Genomic DNA, 21,825 nt, shown 5'->3' on the forward strand with positions numbered 1-21,825 from the left:
CTCGACCGCGAAGGAGGTCGGCGCCGACACCGCCGCCAGCAGCGAGACGCCGGCCATCGCGGCCTTCTGCACCATCTCGAAGCTCGCGCGGCTGGTCACGGCGATGAAGCCCGCGGCGGCATCGACCTCGTTGGCCGCGAGCGCGCCCACCAGCTTGTCGAGCGCGTTGTGGCGGCCCACGTCCTCGCGCAGCCACACCACCTCGCCGTCGGCCGAGCACCAGGCCGCGGCATGCACCGCGCCCGTGGCTTCCTGCAGGGTCTGCAGCGACTGGAACTGCGCCATCGCGCGGCCGATCGCGGCGCGCTCGAACGACGGCCCCGCGGCCAGCACCGGCAGCTCGCGCGCCACCTGCACCAGGCTCTCGGTGCCGCACAGGCCGCAGCCGGTGCGCCCGGCCAGCGAGCGGCGCCGCTGCTTGAGGCGCGCGAACGCGGCCGCCGAGACCTCGAGCCGCACCGTGATGCCGCGCTCGGCGCTCTCGATCTCGCTGCCGTAGAGCTCGTGCGCCGCCTCGAGGATGCCCTCGCTCAGCGAGAAGCCGAGCGCGAAGTCTTCCAGGTCGAGCGGCGTGGCCAGCATCACCGCATGCGAGATGCCGTTGTATTCGAGCGCCACCGGCACTTCCTCGGCCACCCAGTCCTGCACCGCGAACGGCTGGCCGCCGCGCACGCCGCGCACCGGCAGCAGCCGCGCGCCTTCGCAGAAGGCGGCCGTGTCGGCGCTCGCGAGCGGCAGGGTGGCGATGTTCATGGCGCTGCGCTCTCGTGCCCTACTTGGCCGGCACCGTCTCGTTCGACGGCGAAGGCGCCGAGGCCGCGCTGAGCAACTCGTTCTGCACCCGGTTGAAGCGGCTGTACTCCTGCTGCCAGGCCGAGGGCTGCATCACCGGCATCACCTGCACCGCCGTCACCTTGTACTCGGGGCAGTTGGTGGCCCAGTCGGAGTTGTCGGTGGTGATCACGTTGGCGCCCGACTCGGGGAAGTGGAAGGTGGTGTAGACCACGCCCGGCTGCATGCGCTCGGACACCGTCGCGCGCAGCACCGTCTCGCCCGCGCGGCTCTGGATGCCGACCCAGTCGCCGTCCTTCACGCCGCGCTCCTCGGCGTCGTGCGGATGCAGCTCGAGCCGGTCCTCGCCGTGCCACATGTTGTTGTCGGTGCGCCGCGTCTGCGCGCCCACGTTGTACTGCGACAGGATGCGCCCGGTGGTCAGCAGCAGCGGGAAGCGGCGCGTGACCTTCTCGTCGGTCGGCACGTACTGCGTGACGATGAAGCGCCCCTTGCCGCGCACGAACTTGTCGATGTGCATGGTCGGCGTGCCCTCGGGCGCCGCGTCGTTGCAGGGCCACTGGATGCTGCCGAGCTCGTCGATGCGCTTGTAGCTCACGCCGTGGAAGCTCGGCGTCAGCGCGGCGATCTCGTCCATGATCGCCTCGGGGTTCTTGTAGCTCATCGGGTAGCCGAGCGCGTTCGCCAGCTTCACCGTGACTTCCCAGTCGGCCAGGCCGGCCTTCGGAGGCATCACCTTGCGCACGCGCGAGATGCGGCGCTCGGCGTTGGTGAAGGTGCCGTCCTTCTCGAGGAAGGAGGAGCCCGGCAGGAACACGTGCGCGTACTTGGCGGTCTCGTTGAGGAAGATGTCCTGCACCACCACGCATTCCATCGCCATCATGGCGGCGGCCACGTGCTGGGTGTTGGGGTCGGACTGCACGATGTCCTCGCCCTCGCAGTACAGGCCCTTGAAGCTGCCGCCGATCGCGGCGTCGAACATGTTGGGAATGCGCAGGCCCGGCTCGGGATCGAGCTGCACGCCCCAGGCGGCCTCGAAGGAACCGCGCGTGGTGCTGTCCGACACATGGCGGTAGCCCGGCAGCTCGTGCGGGAACGAGCCCATGTCGCACGAACCCTGCACGTTGTTCTGGCCGCGCAGCGGGTTCACGCCCACGCCCTCGCGGCCCACGTTGCCGGTGACCATCGCGAGGTTGGCGATGCCCATCACGGTGGTCGAGCCCTGGCTGTGCTCGGTCACGCCCAGGCCGTAGTAGATGGCGCCGTTGCCGGCGGTGGCGAACAGCCGCGCGGCGGCGCGCATCTCGGCGGCCGGCACGCCGGTGAAGGCTTCCGTGGCCTCGGGCGACTGCTCGGGGCGCTCGACATAGGCCTTCCATTCGGCGAACGAGGCCGTGTCGCAGCGCTCGGCCACGAACGCGTCGGCCATCAGGCCTTCGGTCACGATCACGTGCGCGAGCGCCGTGACCACCGCCACGTTGGTGCCGGGGCGCAGCTGCAGGTGATGCGCGGCGCGGATGTGCGGCGACTTCACGATGTCGATGCGGCGCGGGTCGACCACGATCAGCTTCGCGCCCTGGCGCAGCCGCTTCTTCATGCGCGAGGCGAACACCGGGTGGCCGTCGGTCGGGTTGGCGCCGATGACCATGATCACGTCGGACTTCTCGACCGACTGGAAGGTCTGCGTGCCGGCCGATTCGCCCAGCGTCTGCTTCAGGCCGTAGCCCGTGGGCGAATGGCACACGCGGGCGCAGGTGTCGACGTTGTTGTTGCCGAAGCCCGCGCGCACCAGCTTCTGCACCAGGTAGGTTTCCTCGTTGGTGCAGCGCGAGGAGGTGATGCCGCCGATGGCATTGCGGCCGTACTTCTCCTGCAGGCGCTTGAACTCGCCGGCCGCATAGTTGATGGCCTCGTCCCAGCTCACTTCCTGCCACGGATCGGTGATCTTCTGGCGGATCATGGGCTTGAGCATGCGGTCCTGGTGCGAGGCATAGCCCCAGGCGAAGCGGCCCTTGACGCAGGAGTGGCCGTCGTTGGCCTTGCCGTCCTTCCACGGCACCATGCGCACCACCTCGTTGCCCTTCATCTCGGCCTTGAAGGCGCAGCCCACGCCGCAGTAGGCGCAGGTGGTGATCACGCTGTGCTCGGGCTGGCCGAGCCAGATCACCGACTTCTCCTGCAAGGTGGCGGTGGGGCAGGCCTCGACACAAGCGCCGCAGCTCACGCACTCCGATTCCATGAAGGGCTGGTCCTGGCCCGGCGACACGCGCGACTCGAAGCCGCGGCCGCTGATGGTCAGCGCGAAGGTGCCCTGGGTTTCCTCGCAGGCGCGCACGCAGCGGTTGCACACGATGCACTTGGAGGGGTCGTAGGTGAAGTACGGGTTCGACTCGTCCTTCTCGCTCTTGATGTGGTTGGCGCCGTCGAAGCCGTAGCGCACGTTGCGCAGGCCGGTCACGCCGGCCATGTCCTGCAGCTCGCAGTTGCCGTTGGCCGAGCAGGTCAGGCAGTCGAGCGGATGGTCGGAGATGTAGAGCTCCATCACGCCCTTGCGCAGGTCCTGCAGCTTCGGCGTCTGGGTGCGCACCTTCATGCCGGCCTCGGCCGGCGTGGTGCACGAGGCCGGGAAGCCGCGGCGGCCCTCGATCTCGACCAGGCACAGCCGGCACGAACCGAAGGGCTCGAGGCTGTCGGTGGCGCACAGCTTGGGCACCTGGATGCCGGCGTCGACGGCCGCGCGCATCAGCGAGGTGCCGGCCGGCACCGTGACCTCGGTGCCGTCGATCTCCAGCGTGACCTCGCGCTCGGATTCGCGCTTGGGCGTGCCGTAGTCGGTTTCCTTGAGATGGTTCAACATGTCTTTGCTTTCTCTGGGGGCTCAGGCGGCCTTGCGGTCGGGTGCCTCGATGCCGAAGTCCTGCGGGAAGTGGTCGAGCGCGGAGAGCACCGGGAACGGCGTCATGCCGCCCATCGCGCACAGCGAGCCATGGACCATGGTGTTGCACAGGTCGCGCAGCAGGATCACCTGCTGCGGCCGGTTCTGGTTGCCGCGGATCTTGTCGATGACCTCGACGCCGCGCGTCGAGCCGATGCGGCAGGGCGTGCACTTGCCGCACGACTCGAGCGCGCAGAACTCCATCGCGTAGCGCGCCAGCTTCGACAGGTCGGCCGTGTCGTCGTGCACCACGATGCCGCCGTGGCCCACGGTGCCGCCGACGGCCGCGTAGGCCTCGTAGTCCAGCGGCAGGTCCCACTGCGACTCGGGCAGGTAGGCGCCCAGCGGGCCGCCGACCTGCACCGCCTTGATCGGCCGGCCCGAGGCCGAGCCGCCGCCGTAGTCGTAGAGCAGTTCGCGCAGGGTCACGCCGAAGGCCTTCTCGACCAGCCCGCCGTGCTTGATGTTGCCGGCCAGCTGCATCGGCAGCGTGCCGCGCGAGCGGCCCACGCCGTAGTCGCGGTAGAAGGTGGCGCCGCGCGCCAGGATGATCGGCACGCTGGCCAGCGTGATCACGTTGTTGATCAGCGTGGGCTGGCCGAACAGGCCCTCGATGGCCGGCAGCGGCGGCTTGGCGCGCACGATGCCTCGCTTGCCCTCGAGGCTCTCGAGCAATGCCGTCTCCTCGCCGCAGACGTAGGAGCCCGCGCCCTTGCGCACCGCGAGCCGGAAGCGCTTGCCCGAGCGCAGCACGTTGTCGCCGAGGAAGCCCGCGGCCTCCGCATGGCGGATCGCCTCGTTGAGCGCGGCGATCGCATGCGGGTACTCGGAGCGCACGTAGATGTAGCCTTGCGTCGCGCCGGTGGCGATGCCCGCGATGGTCATGCCCTCGATCAGCACGAAGGGGTCGCCCTCCATCGTCATGCGGTCGGAGAAGGTGCCCGAGTCGCCCTCGTCGGCATTGCAGACGATGTACTTCTGTTCCGACGGCGTGTTGAGCACCGTCTTCCACTTGATGCCGGCCGGGAAGGCCGCGCCGCCGCGGCCGCGCAGGCCCGAGTCGAGCACCTGCTGCACGATGTCGGCCGGCGCCATCGCGAGCGCGGCGCGCAGGCCCGCGTAGCCCTCGTGCGCCTGGTAGTCGGTCAGCGACACGGGGTCGGTGATGCCGACGCGTGCGAAGGTCAGGCGCTCCTGCTTCTTGAGGTAGGGAATCTCGTCGGTGGGACCGAGCGACAGCGGATGCGAGCGCGCGCCCGTGCCCAGCCCGGCATCGAACAGCGCCGGCACCTCGTCGACCGTGACCGGGCCGTAGGCCATGCGGCCCGCGGGCGTCTCGACCTCGACCAGCGGCTCGAGCCACAGCATGCCGCGCGAGCCGTTGCGCACCAGCTCGATCGCGAGGCCGCGCGCGGCGGCTTCCTGCGCGATGCGCTGGGCCACGGCATTGGCGCCGACCGCGAGCGCCGCGGAGTCGCGCGGCACGTAGATCTTCACGGCGGCGTTCATGCGCAGTCTCCCGCCTGTGCGACCAGCGTTTCGAAACGGTGCGGCGTGACGCGCGCATGCGGCTCGTCGTCGAGCGTCATCGCGGGCGAGGAGGCGCACAGGCCGAGGCAGAACGCCGGCTCGAGCGTGAAGGCGCCGTCCTTCGTGGTGCCGTGCACCGCGCAGCCCAGGTGCTTCTCGGCATGCGCGAGCAGCGCATCGGCGCCCATCGATTGGCAGGCCTCGGCACGGCAGATCTGGATCACGTGCCGGCCCGGCGGCTCGGCGCGGAAGTGGTGGTAGTAGGTGATCACCCCATGCACCTCGGCGCGCGAGAGGTTCTGCGCGTCGGCGATGGTCTGCACCGCATGCGAGGGCACGTAGCCCAGCGTGTCCTGCACCTCGTGCAGGATCGGCAGCAGCGCGCCCTGTTCGTCCGCATGCGCGGCGAGCACGCGGCGCACCTCGGCCAGTTCGTCGGCCGCGGAAAGTCGCAGGGCCTCGCTCATTGGCCGGCCTCCACGCAGGCCGCGGGTGCGGCCAGGTGCGGTGCTGCGTACGCGTTCAGCGCTTCTGTTGTCATGGTCCCGTCCGATCTGGTGCCGTTGCCGGTCCGCCGCTGTCTGCCTGCCGGCGGATCCGTTGTCATCGTGGCGTCAATTCGCGCTCGCCTCCCTGTGCGGGGACCGGAAGCCGCGCGCGGTCATCTGCCTCGGGATTCACTGTCGATGAATCGCGCGCGGATGACCTTGACGCAGGTCAATTTCCATCGAAACAGGGGTGGTGTCAATGCGAGCGAGCCCTGTGAAAAGGACTCTTTCGCTGGGCCGCGGCCGGAATATCCGGGGGCGTCGCGTGGAGGCGTGCGAACCGTTCGCAACACCGAGGTATTCCGCGCGCGAATCCGTCGCGGCGCGCGGGAACGCAAGGAGAAGAAAGAACGCGGGGCCGTTCGCGCCGGCGGCCCCGTGTGGATCAGCGCGCGGCGAGTTCGCGCGCGCGCTGCACGAGGCGCGCGGCCTCGGCATCGTCGACCTGGCCCGTGACCTTGGCCGGGCGGCCCGAGATCAGCGAGCGGTCGGGAAAGACCTTGCCCTCGGTCAGCAGCGCGCCGGTGGCGACGATGCATTCGCGCCCCACCACCGCGCCGTTGAGCGCCACGGTGTCCTCGCCGACCACCGAGCCGTCGCCGATGGTGCAGCCGTGCAGCATCACATGCCGCTCGACCGTCACGTCGTCGCCGATGGTCATCGGGAAGCCCGGGTCGGCATGCAGCATCACGCCGTCCTCGAGGTGGCTGCCCGCGCCCACCGTGATGGGCTCGTTGTCGCCGCGCAGCACGCAGCGCGGCCCGATGGTGCTGTGCGCGCCGAGCACGACCTGACCGATCACGCTCGCCGTGTCCGCCACGCGCGCGCTGGCGTCGATGGACGGTTCATGCTCGTCGAGTCTGTAAAGGGTCACGCCGTTCTCCTGGACAAAGGCGTCGATGGTAGCGGCTCGCGACCCGTCGGCGCTCAGTGCGGGAGTTCGCTGCGTTCGATGTGCTTGCGGCGCATCGGGCGCAGCACGAACCAGGCCATCAGCGCGGCAACGGCATTGACGCCGCTCGCGACGAAGAACACTGCCTCCCAGCTGCCGGTGCTCGCGGCCAGCACGCTCGACAGCGGCACCAGCAGCGAGGCCGTGCCCTTGGCGGTGTAGAGCATGCCCGCGTTCGAGGCCGCGTACTTGCCGCCGAAGGTGTCGGCGCAGGTCGAGGGGAACAGGCTGTAGATCTCGCCCCAGGCGAAGAACACCATGCCGGTCAGCACCACGAACAGCAGCGGGTTGTGGCCGTACTTGTAGAGCATCAGGATGCCGACCGCCTCGATCGCGAAGGCGATGAACATGGTCTGCTCGCGGCCGATCTTGTCCGACACCCAGCCGAAGAACGGGCGCGTCAGGCCGTTGAGCACGCGGTCGATCGCCAGCGCGAAGGTCAGCGCGGGCAGCACCAGGCCCATGATGTTCACCGGCACGTCGATGATCTTGAAGTCCTTGGCGATCGGCGCGAGCTGCGCGGTCGCCATCAGGCCGCCGGCGGCCACCATCACGAACATCGCGTACATCACCCAGAACACGGGCGAGCGCAGCACCTCGGAGGGCGCGTAGTCGCGCCGCGACTGCTGCACGTTGCGGGTGTTCACGGCCTTCGAATGCTCGGGCGCGCGCGTCAGCATCCAGGCGAGCAGGAACACGATCAGTCCCTGCCCGATCCCAAAATAGAGAAAGGCGGCCTCGTAGCCGCTGTTCTTGATCATGGCCGAGATCGGGATGATGGTGAGCGCGGAGCCCGCGCCGAAGCCGGCCGCGGTCATGCCCGCCGCGAGGCCGCGCCGGTCGGGGAACCACTTGAGCGCATTGCCCACGCAGGTGCCGTAGACCGCGCCCGCACCGATGCCGCCGATGGCCGCCGCGATGTAGAGCACCGGCAGCGAGGCCGCGAAGGAGTTGATCACCCAGCCGATGCCGCAGAGCACGCCGCCCACCAGCACCACGGGACGCGGGCCGAAGCGGTCGACGAGGTAGCCCTCGATCGGCACCAGCCAGGTCTCGGTGAGCACGAAGATGGTGAAGGCCACCTGGATCGCGGCGCGGCTCCAGCCGTGCTTCTCCGCGATCGGGTTGACGAACAGGGTCCAGCCGTATTGGAGGTTGGCGATCATCGCCATGCACACGATGCCGATCAGGAGCTGCCCCCATCGGTAACTGTGCGAGCGCTGCGCCGCCGCGGCGCCAGAGTGTCCCGAGGGGGAATAGATCGCGGGGTTCGCACCCGCGATCGTGGTCGTTTGCCGAGTCATTGAATGTCCTTCATCTTTGTGTTTGAGTTGAAGTCCGGCGGATCGCATCGAGGCGCCGCCGGTTTCGTTCCGAGTCACCGGTCCCCGAAGCAGAGATGCGAACAAGTACGGCGTCGCATCACGCAATCGACACGCTTCGGCTGATCCTCCGGTCCCGTCGGCCCCGCTTCGCGACACCGTCGACCCGCAGCCTCCTGCGTGCGGATGACTGTCGGGTGCAGCGACCCAAAAACTCTTGACCCTCGTCAAGTTCCCTCGAAGGGACCCGGCCGCGGACCCCCGTGGATTCCCTAGCATGGTCGTCTTAGCGCGCGATGAGAACGCCCGCGATGGCGCACGGGTCGCGCGACGCGAGGCGCGGCTTGATGCAAGTCGGTGGCGTCTTCGGCAGGTCCCTCGCGATCACCTCGACCGCGTCGCAGCCCACTCTGGAGTGCCTCCGCGCGCCCTGCTCGCGAAAAGGGCATGTCACTCGTGGTTTGCCCTAATCCAGGGTAAACCCTATAATTCGGAGGTTCGCATTCCCACCCACCCGTATTCGGAGCACATCCATGAACAACACCGCACTGAATTCCACCGCCCTCAAGGCCCCCTCCTTCGCCTCGAACGGCGTGCTGCGCGACCTGATCGCCGCGCTGCCGATCGTGATCTTCGCCAAGGCCGTGCGCGCCGCGCTGCAACAGCGTTGAGAGCCGGAGCCCTCGAGGCTCCACCCCGAAGAGAGAGCGCCGCGAGCGCTCTTTTTTTTCGCCTTCAGATCGCCGGATCGAAGGGCACGATCTGCGAGATCAGCGCGGTGCCGTCGTTCAGCAGGAAGTCCTTGAAGGCCTGCGCCACCGGCGGCAGCCGCTTGCCGCGCCGGTGCACCACGTACCAGTTGAGCATCAGCGGAAAGCCCTGCACGTCGAGCACCCGCACGCTGCCCGCGCGCAGCTCCTGGCTGATGGTGTGGGCCGACACGAAGCTCACGCCCATGCCCGCGATTACCGCCTGCTTGATGGTCTCGGTGCTGCGGATCTCCATCGCGATGTTGATCTCGGACAGCGCGGCGCCGAAGCCCTCCTCCATCGAATGCCAGGTGTCGGACGCGCGCTCGCGCACCACGAAGGGCTCGCGGATCAACCGCTTGAGCGGCACGCCCTTCACGCCCACCAGCGGATGCGTGGGCGCCGCGATGATCACGTAGGGGTGCGGCGCGAAGGGCTGGTTCAGCGTGTCGAGGTCGGTGGGCGGGCGCACCATGATCGCGAGGTCGGTGAGGTTCTCGGCGATGTGCGTGAGCAGGCCCTCGCGGTTGTGCACCGTGAAGTTCAGGGTCACGCCGCGATGCCGGCCCGCGAACTCCACCAGCAGGCGCGGAAAGAAGTAGTCGCCCGCGCTGATCACGCCCACGTTGAGCTTGCCGCCCGAGATGCCCTTGAACTGCAGCATCGCGTTCTCGGCCGCCTCGAACTGCTGGATGATCGCGCGGCTGAGCTGCAGCAGCTCGGTGCCCGCGGCCGTGAGGTAGACCTTCTTGCCGAACTGCTCGAACAGCGTGTTGCCGGCGTGGTCCTCGAGCTTGCGCACCTGCGTCGACACCGCGGGCTGCGTGAGGTGCAGCTCCTCGGCCGCGCGCGAAAAACTAAGGAGCCGCGCCACCGCCTCGAAAACCTTCAACTGGCGCAGTGTCGCGTGCTTCATGGGGATTCCTGGAGAACTGCTTCGTTCGGAAGTCCCATGCTATGGCCGGCGGCGCGCGCGCCGCATGACCGCGGTCAAGTATTCGCGATCAGGAATGGTTTGGAATACGCGCGACGTGCAGCAGGTTGGTGGTGCCCGACTGGCCGAAGGGCAGGCCCGCCACCACCACCACCTTCTGGCCGGGCTGCGCGAAGCCCTCGGCATGCGCGGTGCGGCAGGCGCACTCGATCATCTCGCCCACGTCGTGCACGTCGTCCACCAGCACCGCATGCACGCCCCACACCATCGCCATGCGGCGCGCGGTCGCGATGTCAGGCGTGAGGCTCAGGATCGGCACCGCGGGCCGTTCGCGCGCCGCGCGCAGGCTGGTGAAGCCCGAGGAGGTGTAGGTCACGGTGGCGGCCGGCGCGAGCAGCGCGGCCACCTGGCGCATCGAGGTGCAGACCGCGTCGGCCGTGGTCGACTGCGCGCTCTCGTGCGTGGCGTCGATGCCGGTGCGGTACGAGGGATCGGCCTCCACGCGCGCGACGATGCGGTCCATCATCGCCACCGCCTCGAGCGGGTACTTGCCCGAGGCCGACTCGGCCGAGAGCATCACCGCGTCGACGCCGTCGTAGACCGCGGTCGCCACGTCCGACACCTCGGCGCGCGTGGGCACCGGCGCGGCGATCATCGACTCGAGCATCTGCGTGGCCACCACCACCGGCTTGCCGCGCAGCCGGCAGGCGCGCACGATCTGGCGCTGCAGCTCGGGCACGCGCTCGGGCGGCAGCTCCACGCCGAGGTCGCCGCGCGCGACCATGATGCCGTCGCAGCGCTCGACGATGGCGTCGAGGTGCTCGATGGCCGCGGGCTTCTCGAGCTTGGCCATGATGGCCGCGCGCGTGCCGATGATCTCGCGCGCCTCGTCGATGTCCTCGGGCCGCTGCACGAACGACAGCGCCACCCAGTCCACGCCCATCGCGAGGCCGACGTCGAGGTCGTCGCGGTCCTTCGGCGTCAGCGGCGAGATCGGCAGCAGCACGCTGGGCACGTTGACGCCCTTGCGGTCGGAGATGGGGCCGCCCACCAGCACGGTGGTCTCGGCGAAGTCGGCGCCGTGGCGGTCGACGCGCAGCCGCAGCTTGCCGTCGTCGAGCAGCAGCTCGGTGCCCTCCTGCAGCGCGGCGAAGATCTCGGGATGCGGCAGCGGCGCGCGGCGGCCGTTGCCGCTCGCGCGGTCCATGTCGAGCCGGAAACGCGCGCCCGCCTCGAGCTGCGCGCGGCCGCCTTCGAAGGTGCCCAGGCGCAGCTTCGGCCCCTGCAGGTCGAGCAGCACGCCGATCGGCCGGCCGAATTCCTTCTCGAGCCGGCGGATGGTCTCGAGGCGGCGCGCATGGTCGTGCTGCGTGCCGTGGCTGAAGTTGAGGCGGAACACGTCCACGCCACGCTCGAACAGCGCGCGGATCGCGGGCTCGTCGGAAGTGGCGGGACCGAGCGTGGCCACGATCTTGGCGCTGCGAAGGCGTCGCATGGTGTGGGTGTCCTCAGGCGAGTTCGCGCAGCCGGACCTGGCCGCGCTGTTCTTCCATGGTCCGCGCGAGCAGCTTCACGAGCGAATACACGGTGTCGATGTGCGGGGTCGAGGTCTCGGTGAGCCGCGCGAGCTCGACCACCGCGCCGACCAGCGCGTCGATCTCGGGCGCGCGGCCGGCTTCCACGTCCTGCAGCATCGAGGTCTTGTGCTTGCCGACCTTCTCGGCGCCCGCGATGCGCTTCTCGAGCGTGACGCGGAACTCGATGCCGAGCTTGTGCGCCACGGCCTGGGCCTCGCGCATCATCGCGGCCGCGAGTTCGCGCGAGGGCGGGTACTGGCAGATGTCGACCAGGGTCGAGTGCGAGAGGCTGCTGATCGGGTTGAAGGTCAGGTTGCCCCAGAGCTTGAGCCAGATCTCGGCGCGGATGTTGTCGAGCACCGGCGCCTTGAATCCCGCGTTGGCGAAACAGGCCGCGATGCGCTCGACGCGCTCGGTGGTCGCGCCGTCGAGCTCGCCGACCGGGAAGCGGTCCCCCTCGATGTGCTTGATGACGCCGGGCGCGATCAGCTCGGAGGCTGGATAGACCACGCAGCCGATCACGCGCCGCGGCGGGATCTTGGTGTTGAGCACGCCTTCCGGGTCGACGCTGCGCACGGTGGTGCCCTCGAGCACGCCGCCGTGCTTCTGGAAGTACCAGTAGGGAATGCCGTTCTGCATGGTCACGACCGCGGTCTCGGGCCCGAAGAGCTTGGCCACGTCGTCGGCCACGGCCTCGACCTGGTGCGCCTTCATCGCGAGGATCACGAGGTCCTGCGGCCCTGCTTCGTCATAGCGGTCGGTGGCCCGTACGTTGCGCGCCACCTGCTCCTCGCCCTCGGCCGACACCAGCTTGATGCCGTTGGCGCCGATGGCCTGGAGGTTGGCGCCGCGCACGATGAAGGTCACGTCCTCTCCGGCCAGCGCGAGTTTGGCGCCCACCAGGCCGCCGATGGCCCCCGCGCCGATGATTGCTATCTTCATGTCGATCCCCAAGAGTTGAAATTCTTCGCGTCAGCCGAAACGATTTGATAGACGACCAATGCCGTCGATCTCCACTTCGACCAGGCTGCCGGGCTTCATCGAGCCCACGCCCACGGACGTGCCGCACAGGATCACGTCGCCGGGATGCAGGCTCATGTCCTGCGAGATGAGGCTGACCAGGCGCTGCACGGAAAACCGCATGTCGCTGATCGGATAGTTCTGCCGCTCCTCGCCGTTGAGCACGGTGCGCACCACCAGCGTGGCGGGATCGAGACCGGTGGCGATGGCCGGGCCCATGGGGCAGAAGGTGTCGAAGCCCTTGGCGCGCACCCACTGCGCGAACGAGGCATCGCGGTTGAGGATGTCGGCCACGGTGACGTCGTTGGCGCAGGTGTAGCCGAACACGTGCTCGAGCGCGCGCTCCTCGGAGACGGCGGTGGCGGTCTTGCCGATGACGATGCCGAGCTCGCCCTCGAACACGACCTTGCCGTCGCACAGCGGCTTGCGGATCGGCGCCTCGTGCGCCGAGAAGGAGTTCGGCGCCTTCAGCAGGTACAACGGCTCCTCGGGCACGGCGAGCTTGAGCTTCTCGCCGAGGGCATGGAAGTTGTTCCACAGCGCGATGACCTTGGTCGGCTCGCTCGGCGACAAGAGGCGCAGGCCGGCCAGCGCGAACACGCGGCCGGTGGGCTCGGGCGTGCCGTACATGTCGCCGCGATACTCGCGCACGGCGTCGTCCTCCAGGGTGCCGAAGGCGGCTTCTCCGGCGTGTTCGAAACGGACCCAACGTTGTGGCATGTTGTGCTTTCTTTTGATGCTGTGAATGTGGGTGGGCCGACAGGCGCTGCGCGGGTGCGGGGCCTAGTCGAACGGCAGGTAGTCGGGGACGACCAGCGAGGCCAGCAGCTTCCCCATCTCGGCCGGGTTGTCGGTCACGTGGATGCCGCAGGCCTTCATGACGGCGAGCTTCTCCTGCGCCGTGCCCTTGCCGCCGGAAATGATGGCGCCCGCATGGCCCATGCGCTTGCCAGGCGGCGCGCTGGCGCCGGCGATGAAGCCGACCACGGGCTTGCGCATGTGGGCATGGATCCAGCGCGCGCACTCTTCCTCGGCATCGCCGCCGATCTCGCCGACCATGATGACGGCGTCGGTGCGCGGGTCGTCGTTGAACATCTTCAGCACGTCGATGTGCCGCAGCCCGCCGACCGGATCGCCACCGATGCCGACCACGGTCGACTGTCCGATGCCGAAGCGCCCGAGCTGGCTCGCGGCCTCGTAGGTCAGGGTGCCCGAGCGCGAGACCACGCCGATGCGGCCGCGCTGGTGGATGTGGCCCGGCATGATGCCGATCTTGATCTCGTCGGGCACGATGAGGCCGGGACAGTTGGGCCCGAGCAGCAGGGTCTTGCGCCCTTCCATGCGGCGGCGGGTGCGGATCATGTCGCGCACCGGAATGCCCTCGGTGATGCAGATCACGAGGTCGAGCTCGGCATCCACGGCTTCATCGATGGCGGCGGCGGCGAAGGCCGGGGGCACATAGATGACCGAGACGGTGGCGCCGGTGCGGGCCTTGGCTTCCTTGACCGTGCCGTAGATGGGAATGCCGGCCATGGCCTGGCCGGCCTTCATCGGATTGACGCCGGCGACGAAGCAGTGGCGACCGTGGCCGTACTCGAGGCAGGCCTGGGTGTGGAACTGGCCGGTCTTGCCGGTGATGCCCTGCGTGATGACGCGGGTGTGGCGGTTGATGAGGATCGACATCTTTTTCCTTTACCGCTCTGTGAGGTCCGTTCTTGTTTTGCTGGAACGGCTGTTCGGGGCGCGTGCACAGGACAGCGGGTACTTCCCTCCGCGAATGTCCCCCGCCCTTCGGGCTCCTCCTTTATTTCGCTGCGGGAAGCACCCACTGCCCTGTGCACGGGAAGCGCAGCGGTGGTGCCGGCGGTTCAACAACCGCTGCGTCCAGGCGCGCGTCGATGGGGTACTCCCCGCAGCGAAATAAAGGAGGAGCCGAAGGCGGGGGACATTCGCGGAGGGGAGTACCCCGTCGGCGCGTGCCCGCAACGAACGGCAAAAAGCTCGTCCAACGTTCATCGCTGCCCCTTAGGAACCCGAGCCACGACCACCGCCTGCCGAGCCGCCTCGCCGATATCCTCGGCCCCGATGATCTGAAGCCCCGACTGCGCGAGGATGGTCCGCCCCAGGTCCTCGTTCGTGCCCTTCATGCGCACCACCAGCGGCACCGACAGAGCCGTCTCGCGTGCCGCGGCGACGATGCCGTGGGCGATCACGTCGCAGCGCATGATGCCGCCGAAGATGTTGACCAGCACCGCCTTCAGGCGCGGGTTGCGCAACATCAGCTGGAAGGCCGCGGTGACCTTCTCCACGCTCGCGCCACCGCCCACGTCGAGGAAGTTGGCCGGCGATCCGCCATAGAGCTTGATCGCGTCCATCGTCGCCATCGCGAGGCCCGCGCCATTCACCAGGCAGCCGATGTCGCCGTCGAGCGAGATGTACGACAGGTCGAACTTCGAGGCTTCGATCTCCGTCGGATCCTCCTCGTCGAGGTCGCGCATCGCGGCGATCTCGGGCTGGCGGAACAGCGCGTTCGGATCGAAGCTGAGCTTGGCATCGAGCGCCATCAACCGGCCGTCGCGCGTGCGCACCAGCGGGTTGATCTCGGCCAGCGAAGCGTCGCTCGCATCGAAGGCCTGGTAGAGCTTCTGCATGAACTCGCGCGCCTGCACCACGTCGCGGCCCGCGAGCCCGATCGAGCGTGCGAGCGCATCGGCCTCGGTTGCCTTGATCCCCGTCTCGGGGTCGATGAACAGCGTGTGGATCTTCTCGGGCGAGCGCGCGGCCACCTCCTCGATGTCCATCCCGCCTTCGCTCGATGCCATCAACGCCACGCGCCGCGCACCGCGGTCGACCACCATGCCGAGGTAGAACTCCTGGTCGATCTCCACCCCCTCCTCGACCAGCAACTGTCTCACCACCCGGCCCTCGGGTCCCGTCTGGTGCGTGCGCAGCGTCATGCCGAGCAGCGCCTGCGCATGGCGGCGCACTTCCGCGCCCGACCAGGCCAGCTTCACCCCGCCGCCCTTGCCGCGTCCGCCTGCGTGGATCTGCGCCTTCACCACCCACGAACGCCCACCGAGCCGGGCGGCGGCATCGGCCGCCTCGTCGCTCGTGCGGCAGACGAAACCGCGCGGCGTCGCCACGCCATGGCGGCGCAGCACTTCCTTGCCCTGGTATTCGTGGATGTTCATCGGATCAGCCGTGATTTGATTTATTCAATTGCAATTCAGGCGCCGAGTTCGGCACCGCGGCATTCGGCCCAATTGAAATGGCGCTTCGACAGCGGCGCGGAACCTTCGCCTTCGCGCCGCTTGTAGGCTTCCTTCTTCTGTTCGATCGCATCGGCCAGGAATGCCGCGTCGTAGGCGCGCAGCAGATGCGGATGATTCGCCTCGAGATAATGGCCAATGCGCTTCTCGGGTTCCTGCGCCGTGCCCATCAGGTCGCAATAGGTCTGGCGGTCCCAGTGCCAGCGCAAGCCCAATTCGTAGAAGGCGGCGTTGTAGGCATTGCGTTCGGTTTCATCGAGCCAGTATTGAACGGGCGTGAGGTTCTGCATGGTCTGCTCCTTTCGAATGACTGCCGTGCGGTGAATTGAATGACTTGCCGGCATGTTCAAACTGTAGAAGTGCAGAACGATAAATAACAGTCAAACTATTTTATTGAGAGCATTCATTTGGAGTTATGCATGACTCCAATTCAATTCAAAGAGAGAAGACGAACGAATCCCTTCGCCGCCGGCCATGCCATTGGCAAATCGATTGCGGATTCGTTCGAATTGGCGCGGAATTACCGCGCCGCGTTCTTCGTCGTCAGATCACGCGTTCGGCGCGCAGCGCCGCCACGTCTTCCAGGCCGTAGCCCAGTTGCATCAGCACTTCCTCGGTGTGCTCGCCCAGGAGCGGCGAGCGCTTCACCTCGGTGGGGCTGTCCGACAGCTTGATCGGATTGCCCACCGTCAGGTACTTGCCGCGCGTGGGATGGTCGACCTCGACGATGGTCCCGGTCTCGCGCAGCGATTCGTCGGCGGCGATCTCCTTCATCGAGAGGATCGGCCCGCACGGAATGTCGTACTGGTTCAGGATCTCCATGGCCTCGAACTTGTCCTTGGTCATGGTCCATTGCTCGATGCGCGCGAAGATCGGCTTCAGGTGCAGCAGTCGCGCGGCCGGCGTGGCGTAGGCCTCGTCGGTGATCCAGCCTTCCTCGCCGATCACGTTGCACACCGCCGGCCACACGGCCGCCTGCGTGATGAAGTAGATGTAGGCGTTGGGGTCGGTCTCCCAGCCCTTGCACTTGAGGATCGAGCCCGGTTGGCCGCCGCCCGAGGCATTGCCCGCGCGCGGCACCGCGTCGCCGAACTTGCCGTCGGGGTACTGCGGGTATTCGTGCATGGTGCCCGTGCGTTCCAGCCGCTGCTGGTCGCGCATCTTCACGCGGCACAGGTTGAGCACTGCGTCCTGCATCGGCGCCAGCACCTTCTGGCCGCGGCCGGTGCTGTTGCGCTGGAACAGCGCCGCCAGGATGCCGAGCGCGAGGTGCAGGCCGGTGCCGCTGTCGCCGATCTGGGCGCCGGTCACCATCGGCGGGCCGTCCTCGAAGCCGGTGGTCGACGCCGCGCCGCCGGCGCACTGCGCCACGTTCTCGTAGACCTTGCAGTCGGCGTACTTGCCGGGACCGAAGCCCTTGACCGAGGCCACGATCATGCGCGGGTTGAGCTTCTGGATGTGTTCCCAGGTGATGCCCATGCGGTCGAGCGCGCCGGGCGCGAAGTTCTCGACCAGCACGTCGCAGGTCTTGATCAGCTCGTCGAGCACCTGGCGCCCCTTGGGGTTCTTGGTGTCGAGCGTGATCGAGCGCTTGTTGTGGTTCAGCATCGTGAAGTAGAGGCTGTCCACACCGGGAATGTCGCGCAGCTGGCCGCGCGTGGCATCGCCTTCGCCGGCGCGCTCGACCTTGATGACGTCGGCGCCGAACCAGGCCAGCAGCTGCGTGCAGGTGGGGCCGGATTGCACGTGGGTGAAATCGAGGATGCGGACACCCTCCAGCGCTTGACTCATCGACTGTCTCCTTCTTTGATCGTGGTTTCCGCTTCTAGCAGACGAGCGCGCAGTTTGCGCTCTTCCGCAAATCGGGCTGTCTCGTCGCGGACGATGGCGACAATGCCCGAGACTTGGTGTTCCGGCGAAAACAGCATCGACACCGTGAAGGCGATCGACAAGGTGCGGCCGTCCTTGTGCAGGGCCGGCACGCGCAGCAGATCGGCACCGTACTTGGTGATGCCGGTGTCCATGGTCTTGTGGTAGCCGTCCCAGTGGCGCTGCCGCTGGCGCTCGGGAATGATGAGGTCGAGCGAGCGACCCAGCGCCTCGGCCTCGGTGAAGCCGAAGATGCGTTCGGCCGCGGGGTTCCACAGAACGATGGCCCCGGCCGCATCGCACACCATGATGGCATCGCCCGCCCCTTCGACGAGCTGCCTGAAATCCACTGAAGCTTGCATGCTGGCCTCCCGCCTCGACGCATCCGAAATACCGCGCCCCCCGGCGCTTCGTGGACTGGAAAAGCCCCGGGGGAACGCCTGGGTCAGACTGCCTTCGCTTCGTGCAGCGCGGCGATCTGCTGTTGGCTGTAGCCGAGTTCGGCCAGCACGTCGTCGGTGTGTTCGCCCAGCAGCGGCGAACCGGTGATCTCGGGCTTGAGGTCCGAGAACTTGATCGGGCTGCCCACGGTGAAGTAGGTGCCGCGTTCCTTGTGCGGCACTTCCACGATCGAGCCGCTCTTGCGAAGCGATTCGTCGTTGAGCAGTTCCTTCATCGTCAGCACCGGCGCGCACGGGATGTCGAATTTGCGCAGGATGTCGACCGCCTCGAACTTGGTCTTGTCCTGCAGCCAGCCCTCGATGGTCGCGAAGATGTCGGTGATGTGCGGCTGGCGTGCCTTGGCGGTCATGTAGTCGGGATCGGTCTTCCACTCGGGCTTGCCGATGGCGTCGCAGATCGGGGCCCAGGCATGGCCCTGCACGGTGAAGTAGATGTAGGCGTTCGGGTCGGTCTCCCAGCCCTTGCACTTGAGCACCCAGCCCGGCTGGCCGCCGCCGCCGGCATTGCCGCCGCGCGGCACCACGTCGCTGAAGGTGCCGTGCGGGTACTGCGGGTATTCCTCGAGGTAGCCCAGGCGGTCCAGGCGCTGCTGGTCGCGCATCTTCACGCGGCACAGGTTGAGCACGGCGTCCTGCATCGAGCAGGCCACGCGCTGGCCCTTGCCGGTCTGCTCGCGGCCGATGATGGCCGTGAGGATGCCGATCGCCAGGTGCATGCCGGTGTTGCTGTCGCCGAGCGCCGCGGCGCTCACGGTCGGCGGGCCGTCCCAGAAGCCGGTGGTGGAGGCGGCACCGCCCGCGCACTGCGCGACGTTCTCGTAGACCTTCAGGTCGTCGTAGTGGTGGCCGTCGCTGAAGCCCTTGACCGAGGCGACGATCATCTTCGGGTTCAGTTCCTGGATGCGTTCCCAGCTGAAGCCCATGCGGTCGAGCGCACCGGGGCCGAAGTTCTCGACCAGCACGTCCGATTCCTTGATCAGCTTCTCGAGCACCACCTTGCCCTCGGGCTGCTTGGTGTCCAGCGTCAGCGAGCGCTTGTTGCTGTTGAGCATGGTGAAGTACAGCGCGTCCACGTCGGGGATGTCGCGCAGCTGCGAGCGCGTGACGTCGCCAGCGCCGGGGCGCTCGACCTTGATCACGTCGGCGCCGAACCAGGCCAGCAGCTGGGTGCAGGCCGGACCGGCTTGCACGTGCGTGAAGTCGATGATCTTGATGCCGTTGAGAGGTTTGTTGCTCATGTCGAATCTCCTGGAATGAAAGGAATCACTTCTTCTTGGCCGTGGCCGGATTGAGGCTGGTGATGCGGCCGCTCTCGGTGCCCGCGGTCTCGTCGATGACGGCATTGATCAGGGTCGGGCGGCCGGTGGCGACGGCCTCGGTCAGGGCCGCCTGCAGCTCGTCGGCGGTGGTCGCATGGACGCCCACGCCGCCGAAGGCCTCCATCAGCTTGTCGTAGCGCGCGTTCTTCACGAACACGGTGGGCGCCACGTCGGGCGTGCCGCTCGGGTTCACGTCGGTGCCGCGGTAGACGCCGTTGTTGTTGAACACGATCACGCAGATCGGCAGGTTGTAGCGGCAGATGGTCTCGACCTCCATGCCGCTGAAGCCGAAGGCGCTGTCGCCCTCGATCGCGATCACCGGCTTGCCCGTGACCACGGCCGCGGCCACCGCGAAGCCCATGCCGATGCCCATGATCCCCCAGGTGCCCACGTCGAGGCGCTTGCGCGGCTCGTACATGTCGACGATGCTGCGCGCGAAGTCCAGCGTGTTGGCGCCTTCGTTGACGACGATCGCATCGGGCCGGGCCTTGACCTGGTCGCGGATCACGCTGAGCGCGCTCTGGAAGTTCATCGGCGAGGGACGCGCGGCGAGCGTGGCGGCCATCTTCGACAGGTTCTTGTCCTTGCGCTCGGCGATGGCGCCGGTCCACTCGGTCGGCGGCTTGGCCCACTTGGCGTCGATGCCCGCGAGCAGCGCGGCCACGCAGGAGCCGATGTCGCCGATCACCGGCGCGGCGATCGCCACATTGCTGTCGATCTCGGTCGGCGCGATGTCGATCTGGATGAACTGCTTGGCGCCCTTGTCCTGGCCCCAGGTCTTGCCCTTGCCGTGCGAGAGCAGCCAGTTCAGGCGCGCGCCCACCAGCAGCACCACGTCGGCTTCCTGCAGCACGTAGGAGCGCGCGGCGGCGGCCGATTGCGCATGCGTGTCGGGCAGCAGGCCCTTGGCCATCGACATCGGCAGGTAGGGAATGCCGGTCTTCTCGACCAGCGCGCGGATGTCGGCATCGGCCTGGGCATAGGCGGCGCCCTTGCCCAGCAGGATCAGCGGGCGCTTCGCGCCCTTGAGCAGGTCGAGCGCGCGCTGCACGGCGTCGGCGGCCGGGATCTGGCGCGGCGCGGGGTCGATGACCTTGATCAGCGAGTTCTTGCCCTTGATGGCGTCCATCGTCTGCGCGAACAGCTTGGCCGGCAGGTCGAGGTACACGCCGCCGGGGCGGCCCGAGACGGCCGAGCGGATGGCGCGCGCGATGCCCACGCCGATGTCCTCGGCGTGCAGCACGCGGAACGCGGCCTTGCACAGCGGCTTGGCGATCGCCAGCTGGTCCATCTCCTCGTAGTCGCCCTGCTGCAGGTCGACGATCTCGCGCTCGCTGGAGCCGCTGATCAGGATCATCGGGAAGCAGTTGGTGGTGGCGTTGGCCAGCGCGGTCAGGCCGTTGAGGAAGCCGGGCGCCGACACCGTGAGGCAGATGCCGGGCTTCTGCGTGAGGAAGCCGGCGGCAGCGGCGGCATTGCCGGCGTGCTGCTCGTGGCGGAACGAGATCACGCGCATGCCCTCGGCCTGCGCCATGCGGGTCAGGTCGGTGATCGGGATGCCCGGCAGCGCGAAGATGGTGTCGATGTCGTTCAGCTTCAGCGCATCGATCACCAGGTGGAAACCATCGGTGGTTTCCGCTTCCGGCGCTTCCTGCGTCATCTGCTGGAGGGCGCGCGCGACGAGTTGCTGATCGTCGGCGGCGCCGTTGGCTGGCCGACTCTTGGGCTTGATCGCCTCATCGAGCGTCGTGGCCGCCTCTTTGGCTGTGCTAACTGAAGACATGTCTCTCCTTCTGCTGGGGTGAATGGCCGAGGCCCGAGCCGCGACTATGATTCGGGCCATCCTTTCGGCCGTTGACCTCGGTCAACTTTCCCGAAAACGGCGCCGACCCCCGATGAAGCGGCGCCGCAGGCGACGAAATCGAGCAAGACGGTGACCATGACGTTGTTGGAAAACCACCCGGAGAAGAACATCATTCGCGCCCAGCTCCGGCAGAACATCCTGCTCAAGGACCTGAACGAGGGCGAGCGCGCCGAGCTCGAGGCTCACCTGGTGATCGTCGACGGCAACAAGGGCGATTTCCTGCTGCACCAGGGGGTGCGGGAGATGGAGCAGTACTTCATCCTCGACGGCATCCTCAAGCGGGTGGTGAGCAACCCGGAGGGCAAGGAGATGATCCTGCGCTTCGCCGACGAGAACGACATGGAGACCAGCTACGCGGCCATGCGCCTGGGCACGCCCACGCCCTACGGCATCGTCTGCGTCACCAAGGCCCGCGTGGCGAGCCTGCCGCTGAAGGAGTGGACCGCCTTCCTGGCGAGCCATCCCCAGACCAAGGAACTGTTCGAGTTCCTCGTGATGCGCGGCATGAGCGAGATCATGGCGCACACCATCACGCTGCACCTGCTGGACGCGCCGGGCCGGGTGCACCGTTTCCTGCGCAAGCACCCCGAGCTCGTGGACCGCATCCCGAGCAAGGAGCTCGCGTCCTACCTCAATCTCTCCGCAGAAACCCTGAGTCGGCTGCGCAAGCGCGGGAAGATCTGA

The 21,825-nt window shown here is 67.8% G+C and carries 19 protein-coding genes; 2 read left to right on the top strand and 17 right to left on the bottom strand.

The window, feature by feature from the left end; all coding sequences use genetic code 11:
- The 6 genes from fdhD to oxlT all read right to left on the bottom strand — a co-directional run.
- The coding region (gene fdhD, locus AC27VN_RS03625; RefSeq protein WP_490875666.1) for a formate dehydrogenase accessory sulfurtransferase FdhD at nt 1-753 on the bottom strand (753 nt) is incomplete at its 3' end.
- Nucleotides 754-772: 19 nt separating this feature from the next.
- Nucleotides 773-3,649, bottom strand: a complete 2,877-nt coding sequence (gene fdhF, locus AC27VN_RS03630) for a formate dehydrogenase subunit alpha (protein WP_490875667.1) — start codon at nt 3,647-3,649, stop codon at nt 773-775.
- A gap of 21 nt (nt 3,650-3,670) precedes the next feature.
- Nucleotides 3,671-5,236 (bottom strand): formate dehydrogenase beta subunit, encoded by a 1,566-nt coding sequence (locus tag AC27VN_RS03635; RefSeq protein WP_093347783.1) that lies wholly within the window; start codon nt 5,234-5,236, stop codon nt 3,671-3,673.
- Nucleotides 5,233-5,724 (bottom strand): formate dehydrogenase subunit gamma, encoded by a 492-nt coding sequence (locus AC27VN_RS03640; RefSeq protein WP_479670844.1) that lies wholly within the window; start codon nt 5,722-5,724, stop codon nt 5,233-5,235. Before AC27VN_RS03640 ends, AC27VN_RS03635 begins: the two co-directional genes overlap by 4 nt.
- 466 nt (nt 5,725-6,190) lie before the next feature.
- On the bottom strand, nt 6,191-6,679 hold the full coding sequence (locus AC27VN_RS03645; RefSeq protein WP_490875668.1) for a gamma carbonic anhydrase family protein: 489 nt from the start codon (nt 6,677-6,679) through the stop codon (nt 6,191-6,193).
- A gap of 53 nt (nt 6,680-6,732) precedes the next feature.
- Complete coding sequence (gene oxlT, locus AC27VN_RS03650; protein ID WP_490875669.1) at nt 6,733-8,061, bottom strand: oxalate/formate MFS antiporter; 1,329 nt, start codon at nt 8,059-8,061, stop codon at nt 6,733-6,735.
- Between the two features lie 551 nt (nt 8,062-8,612).
- Here oxlT and AC27VN_RS03655 point away from each other — a divergent pair.
- Entirely contained in the window at nt 8,613-8,750 is a 138-nt protein-coding gene (locus AC27VN_RS03655; RefSeq protein ID WP_172705325.1) for a hypothetical protein, read from the top strand.
- A 64-nt stretch (nt 8,751-8,814) separates the two neighbouring features.
- Here the strand turns inward: AC27VN_RS03655 and AC27VN_RS03660 are convergent, their stop codons facing one another.
- The 11 genes from AC27VN_RS03660 to oxc all read right to left on the bottom strand — a co-directional run bounded on the left by AC27VN_RS03660 (nt 8,815) and on the right by oxc (nt 21,060).
- Nucleotides 8,815-9,744 (bottom strand): LysR family transcriptional regulator, encoded by a 930-nt coding sequence (locus tag AC27VN_RS03660; protein WP_093347794.1) that lies wholly within the window; start codon nt 9,742-9,744, stop codon nt 8,815-8,817.
- A gap of 88 nt (nt 9,745-9,832) precedes the next feature.
- Nucleotides 9,833-11,257, bottom strand: a complete 1,425-nt coding sequence (gene pyk, locus AC27VN_RS03665; protein WP_208513478.1) for a pyruvate kinase — start codon at nt 11,255-11,257, stop codon at nt 9,833-9,835.
- Between the two features lie 13 nt (nt 11,258-11,270).
- Entirely contained in the window at nt 11,271-12,281 is a 1,011-nt protein-coding gene (locus AC27VN_RS03670; protein WP_490875670.1) for a 2-dehydropantoate 2-reductase, read from the bottom strand.
- Nucleotides 12,282-12,311: 30 nt separating this feature from the next.
- Nucleotides 12,312-13,079, bottom strand: coding sequence for a fumarylacetoacetate hydrolase family protein (locus AC27VN_RS03675; RefSeq protein WP_057590861.1), 768 nt, complete (start codon nt 13,077-13,079; stop codon nt 12,312-12,314).
- A gap of 63 nt (nt 13,080-13,142) precedes the next feature.
- On the bottom strand, nt 13,143-14,042 hold the full coding sequence (sucD, locus tag AC27VN_RS03680) for a succinate--CoA ligase subunit alpha (RefSeq protein ID WP_093347806.1): 900 nt from the start codon (nt 14,040-14,042) through the stop codon (nt 13,143-13,145).
- A gap of 329 nt (nt 14,043-14,371) precedes the next feature.
- Entirely contained in the window at nt 14,372-15,550 is a 1,179-nt protein-coding gene (sucC, locus tag AC27VN_RS03685; protein ID WP_398496882.1) for an ADP-forming succinate--CoA ligase subunit beta, read from the bottom strand.
- A gap of 35 nt (nt 15,551-15,585) precedes the next feature.
- Nucleotides 15,586-15,918 (bottom strand): HAD family hydrolase, encoded by a 333-nt coding sequence (locus AC27VN_RS03690; protein ID WP_057590858.1) that lies wholly within the window; start codon nt 15,916-15,918, stop codon nt 15,586-15,588.
- 253 nt (nt 15,919-16,171) lie between these two features.
- Entirely contained in the window at nt 16,172-17,419 is a 1,248-nt protein-coding gene (frc, locus tag AC27VN_RS03695; RefSeq protein WP_490875671.1) for a formyl-CoA transferase, read from the bottom strand.
- Nucleotides 17,416-17,859 carry a PAS domain-containing protein gene (locus tag AC27VN_RS03700; protein ID WP_490875672.1) on the bottom strand — a complete coding sequence of 148 codons (444 nt, stop codon included), beginning with the start codon at nt 17,857-17,859 and terminating at the stop codon, nt 17,416-17,418. The genes frc (AC27VN_RS03695) and AC27VN_RS03700 overlap by 4 nt, the downstream gene beginning before the upstream one ends.
- Before the next feature lie 83 nt (nt 17,860-17,942).
- The gene (gene frc / locus AC27VN_RS03705; RefSeq protein ID WP_296781790.1) at nt 17,943-19,196 is read right to left on the bottom strand and encodes a formyl-CoA transferase; all 1,254 of its coding nucleotides are present in this window, start codon (nt 19,194-19,196) and stop codon (nt 17,943-17,945) included.
- A gap of 25 nt (nt 19,197-19,221) precedes the next feature.
- On the bottom strand, nt 19,222-21,060 hold the full coding sequence (oxc, locus tag AC27VN_RS03710; protein ID WP_209543639.1) for an oxalyl-CoA decarboxylase: 1,839 nt from the start codon (nt 21,058-21,060) through the stop codon (nt 19,222-19,224).
- A gap of 156 nt (nt 21,061-21,216) precedes the next feature.
- Here oxc and AC27VN_RS03715 point away from each other — a divergent pair, with 156 nt between their 5' ends.
- Nucleotides 21,217-21,825: a Crp/Fnr family transcriptional regulator gene (locus tag AC27VN_RS03715; protein ID WP_093347817.1), complete on the top strand. Its 609-nt coding sequence runs from the start codon at nt 21,217-21,219 to the stop codon at nt 21,823-21,825.

The sequence above is a fragment of the Variovorax sp. 20P10.2.4 genome, from assembly GCF_058244205.1.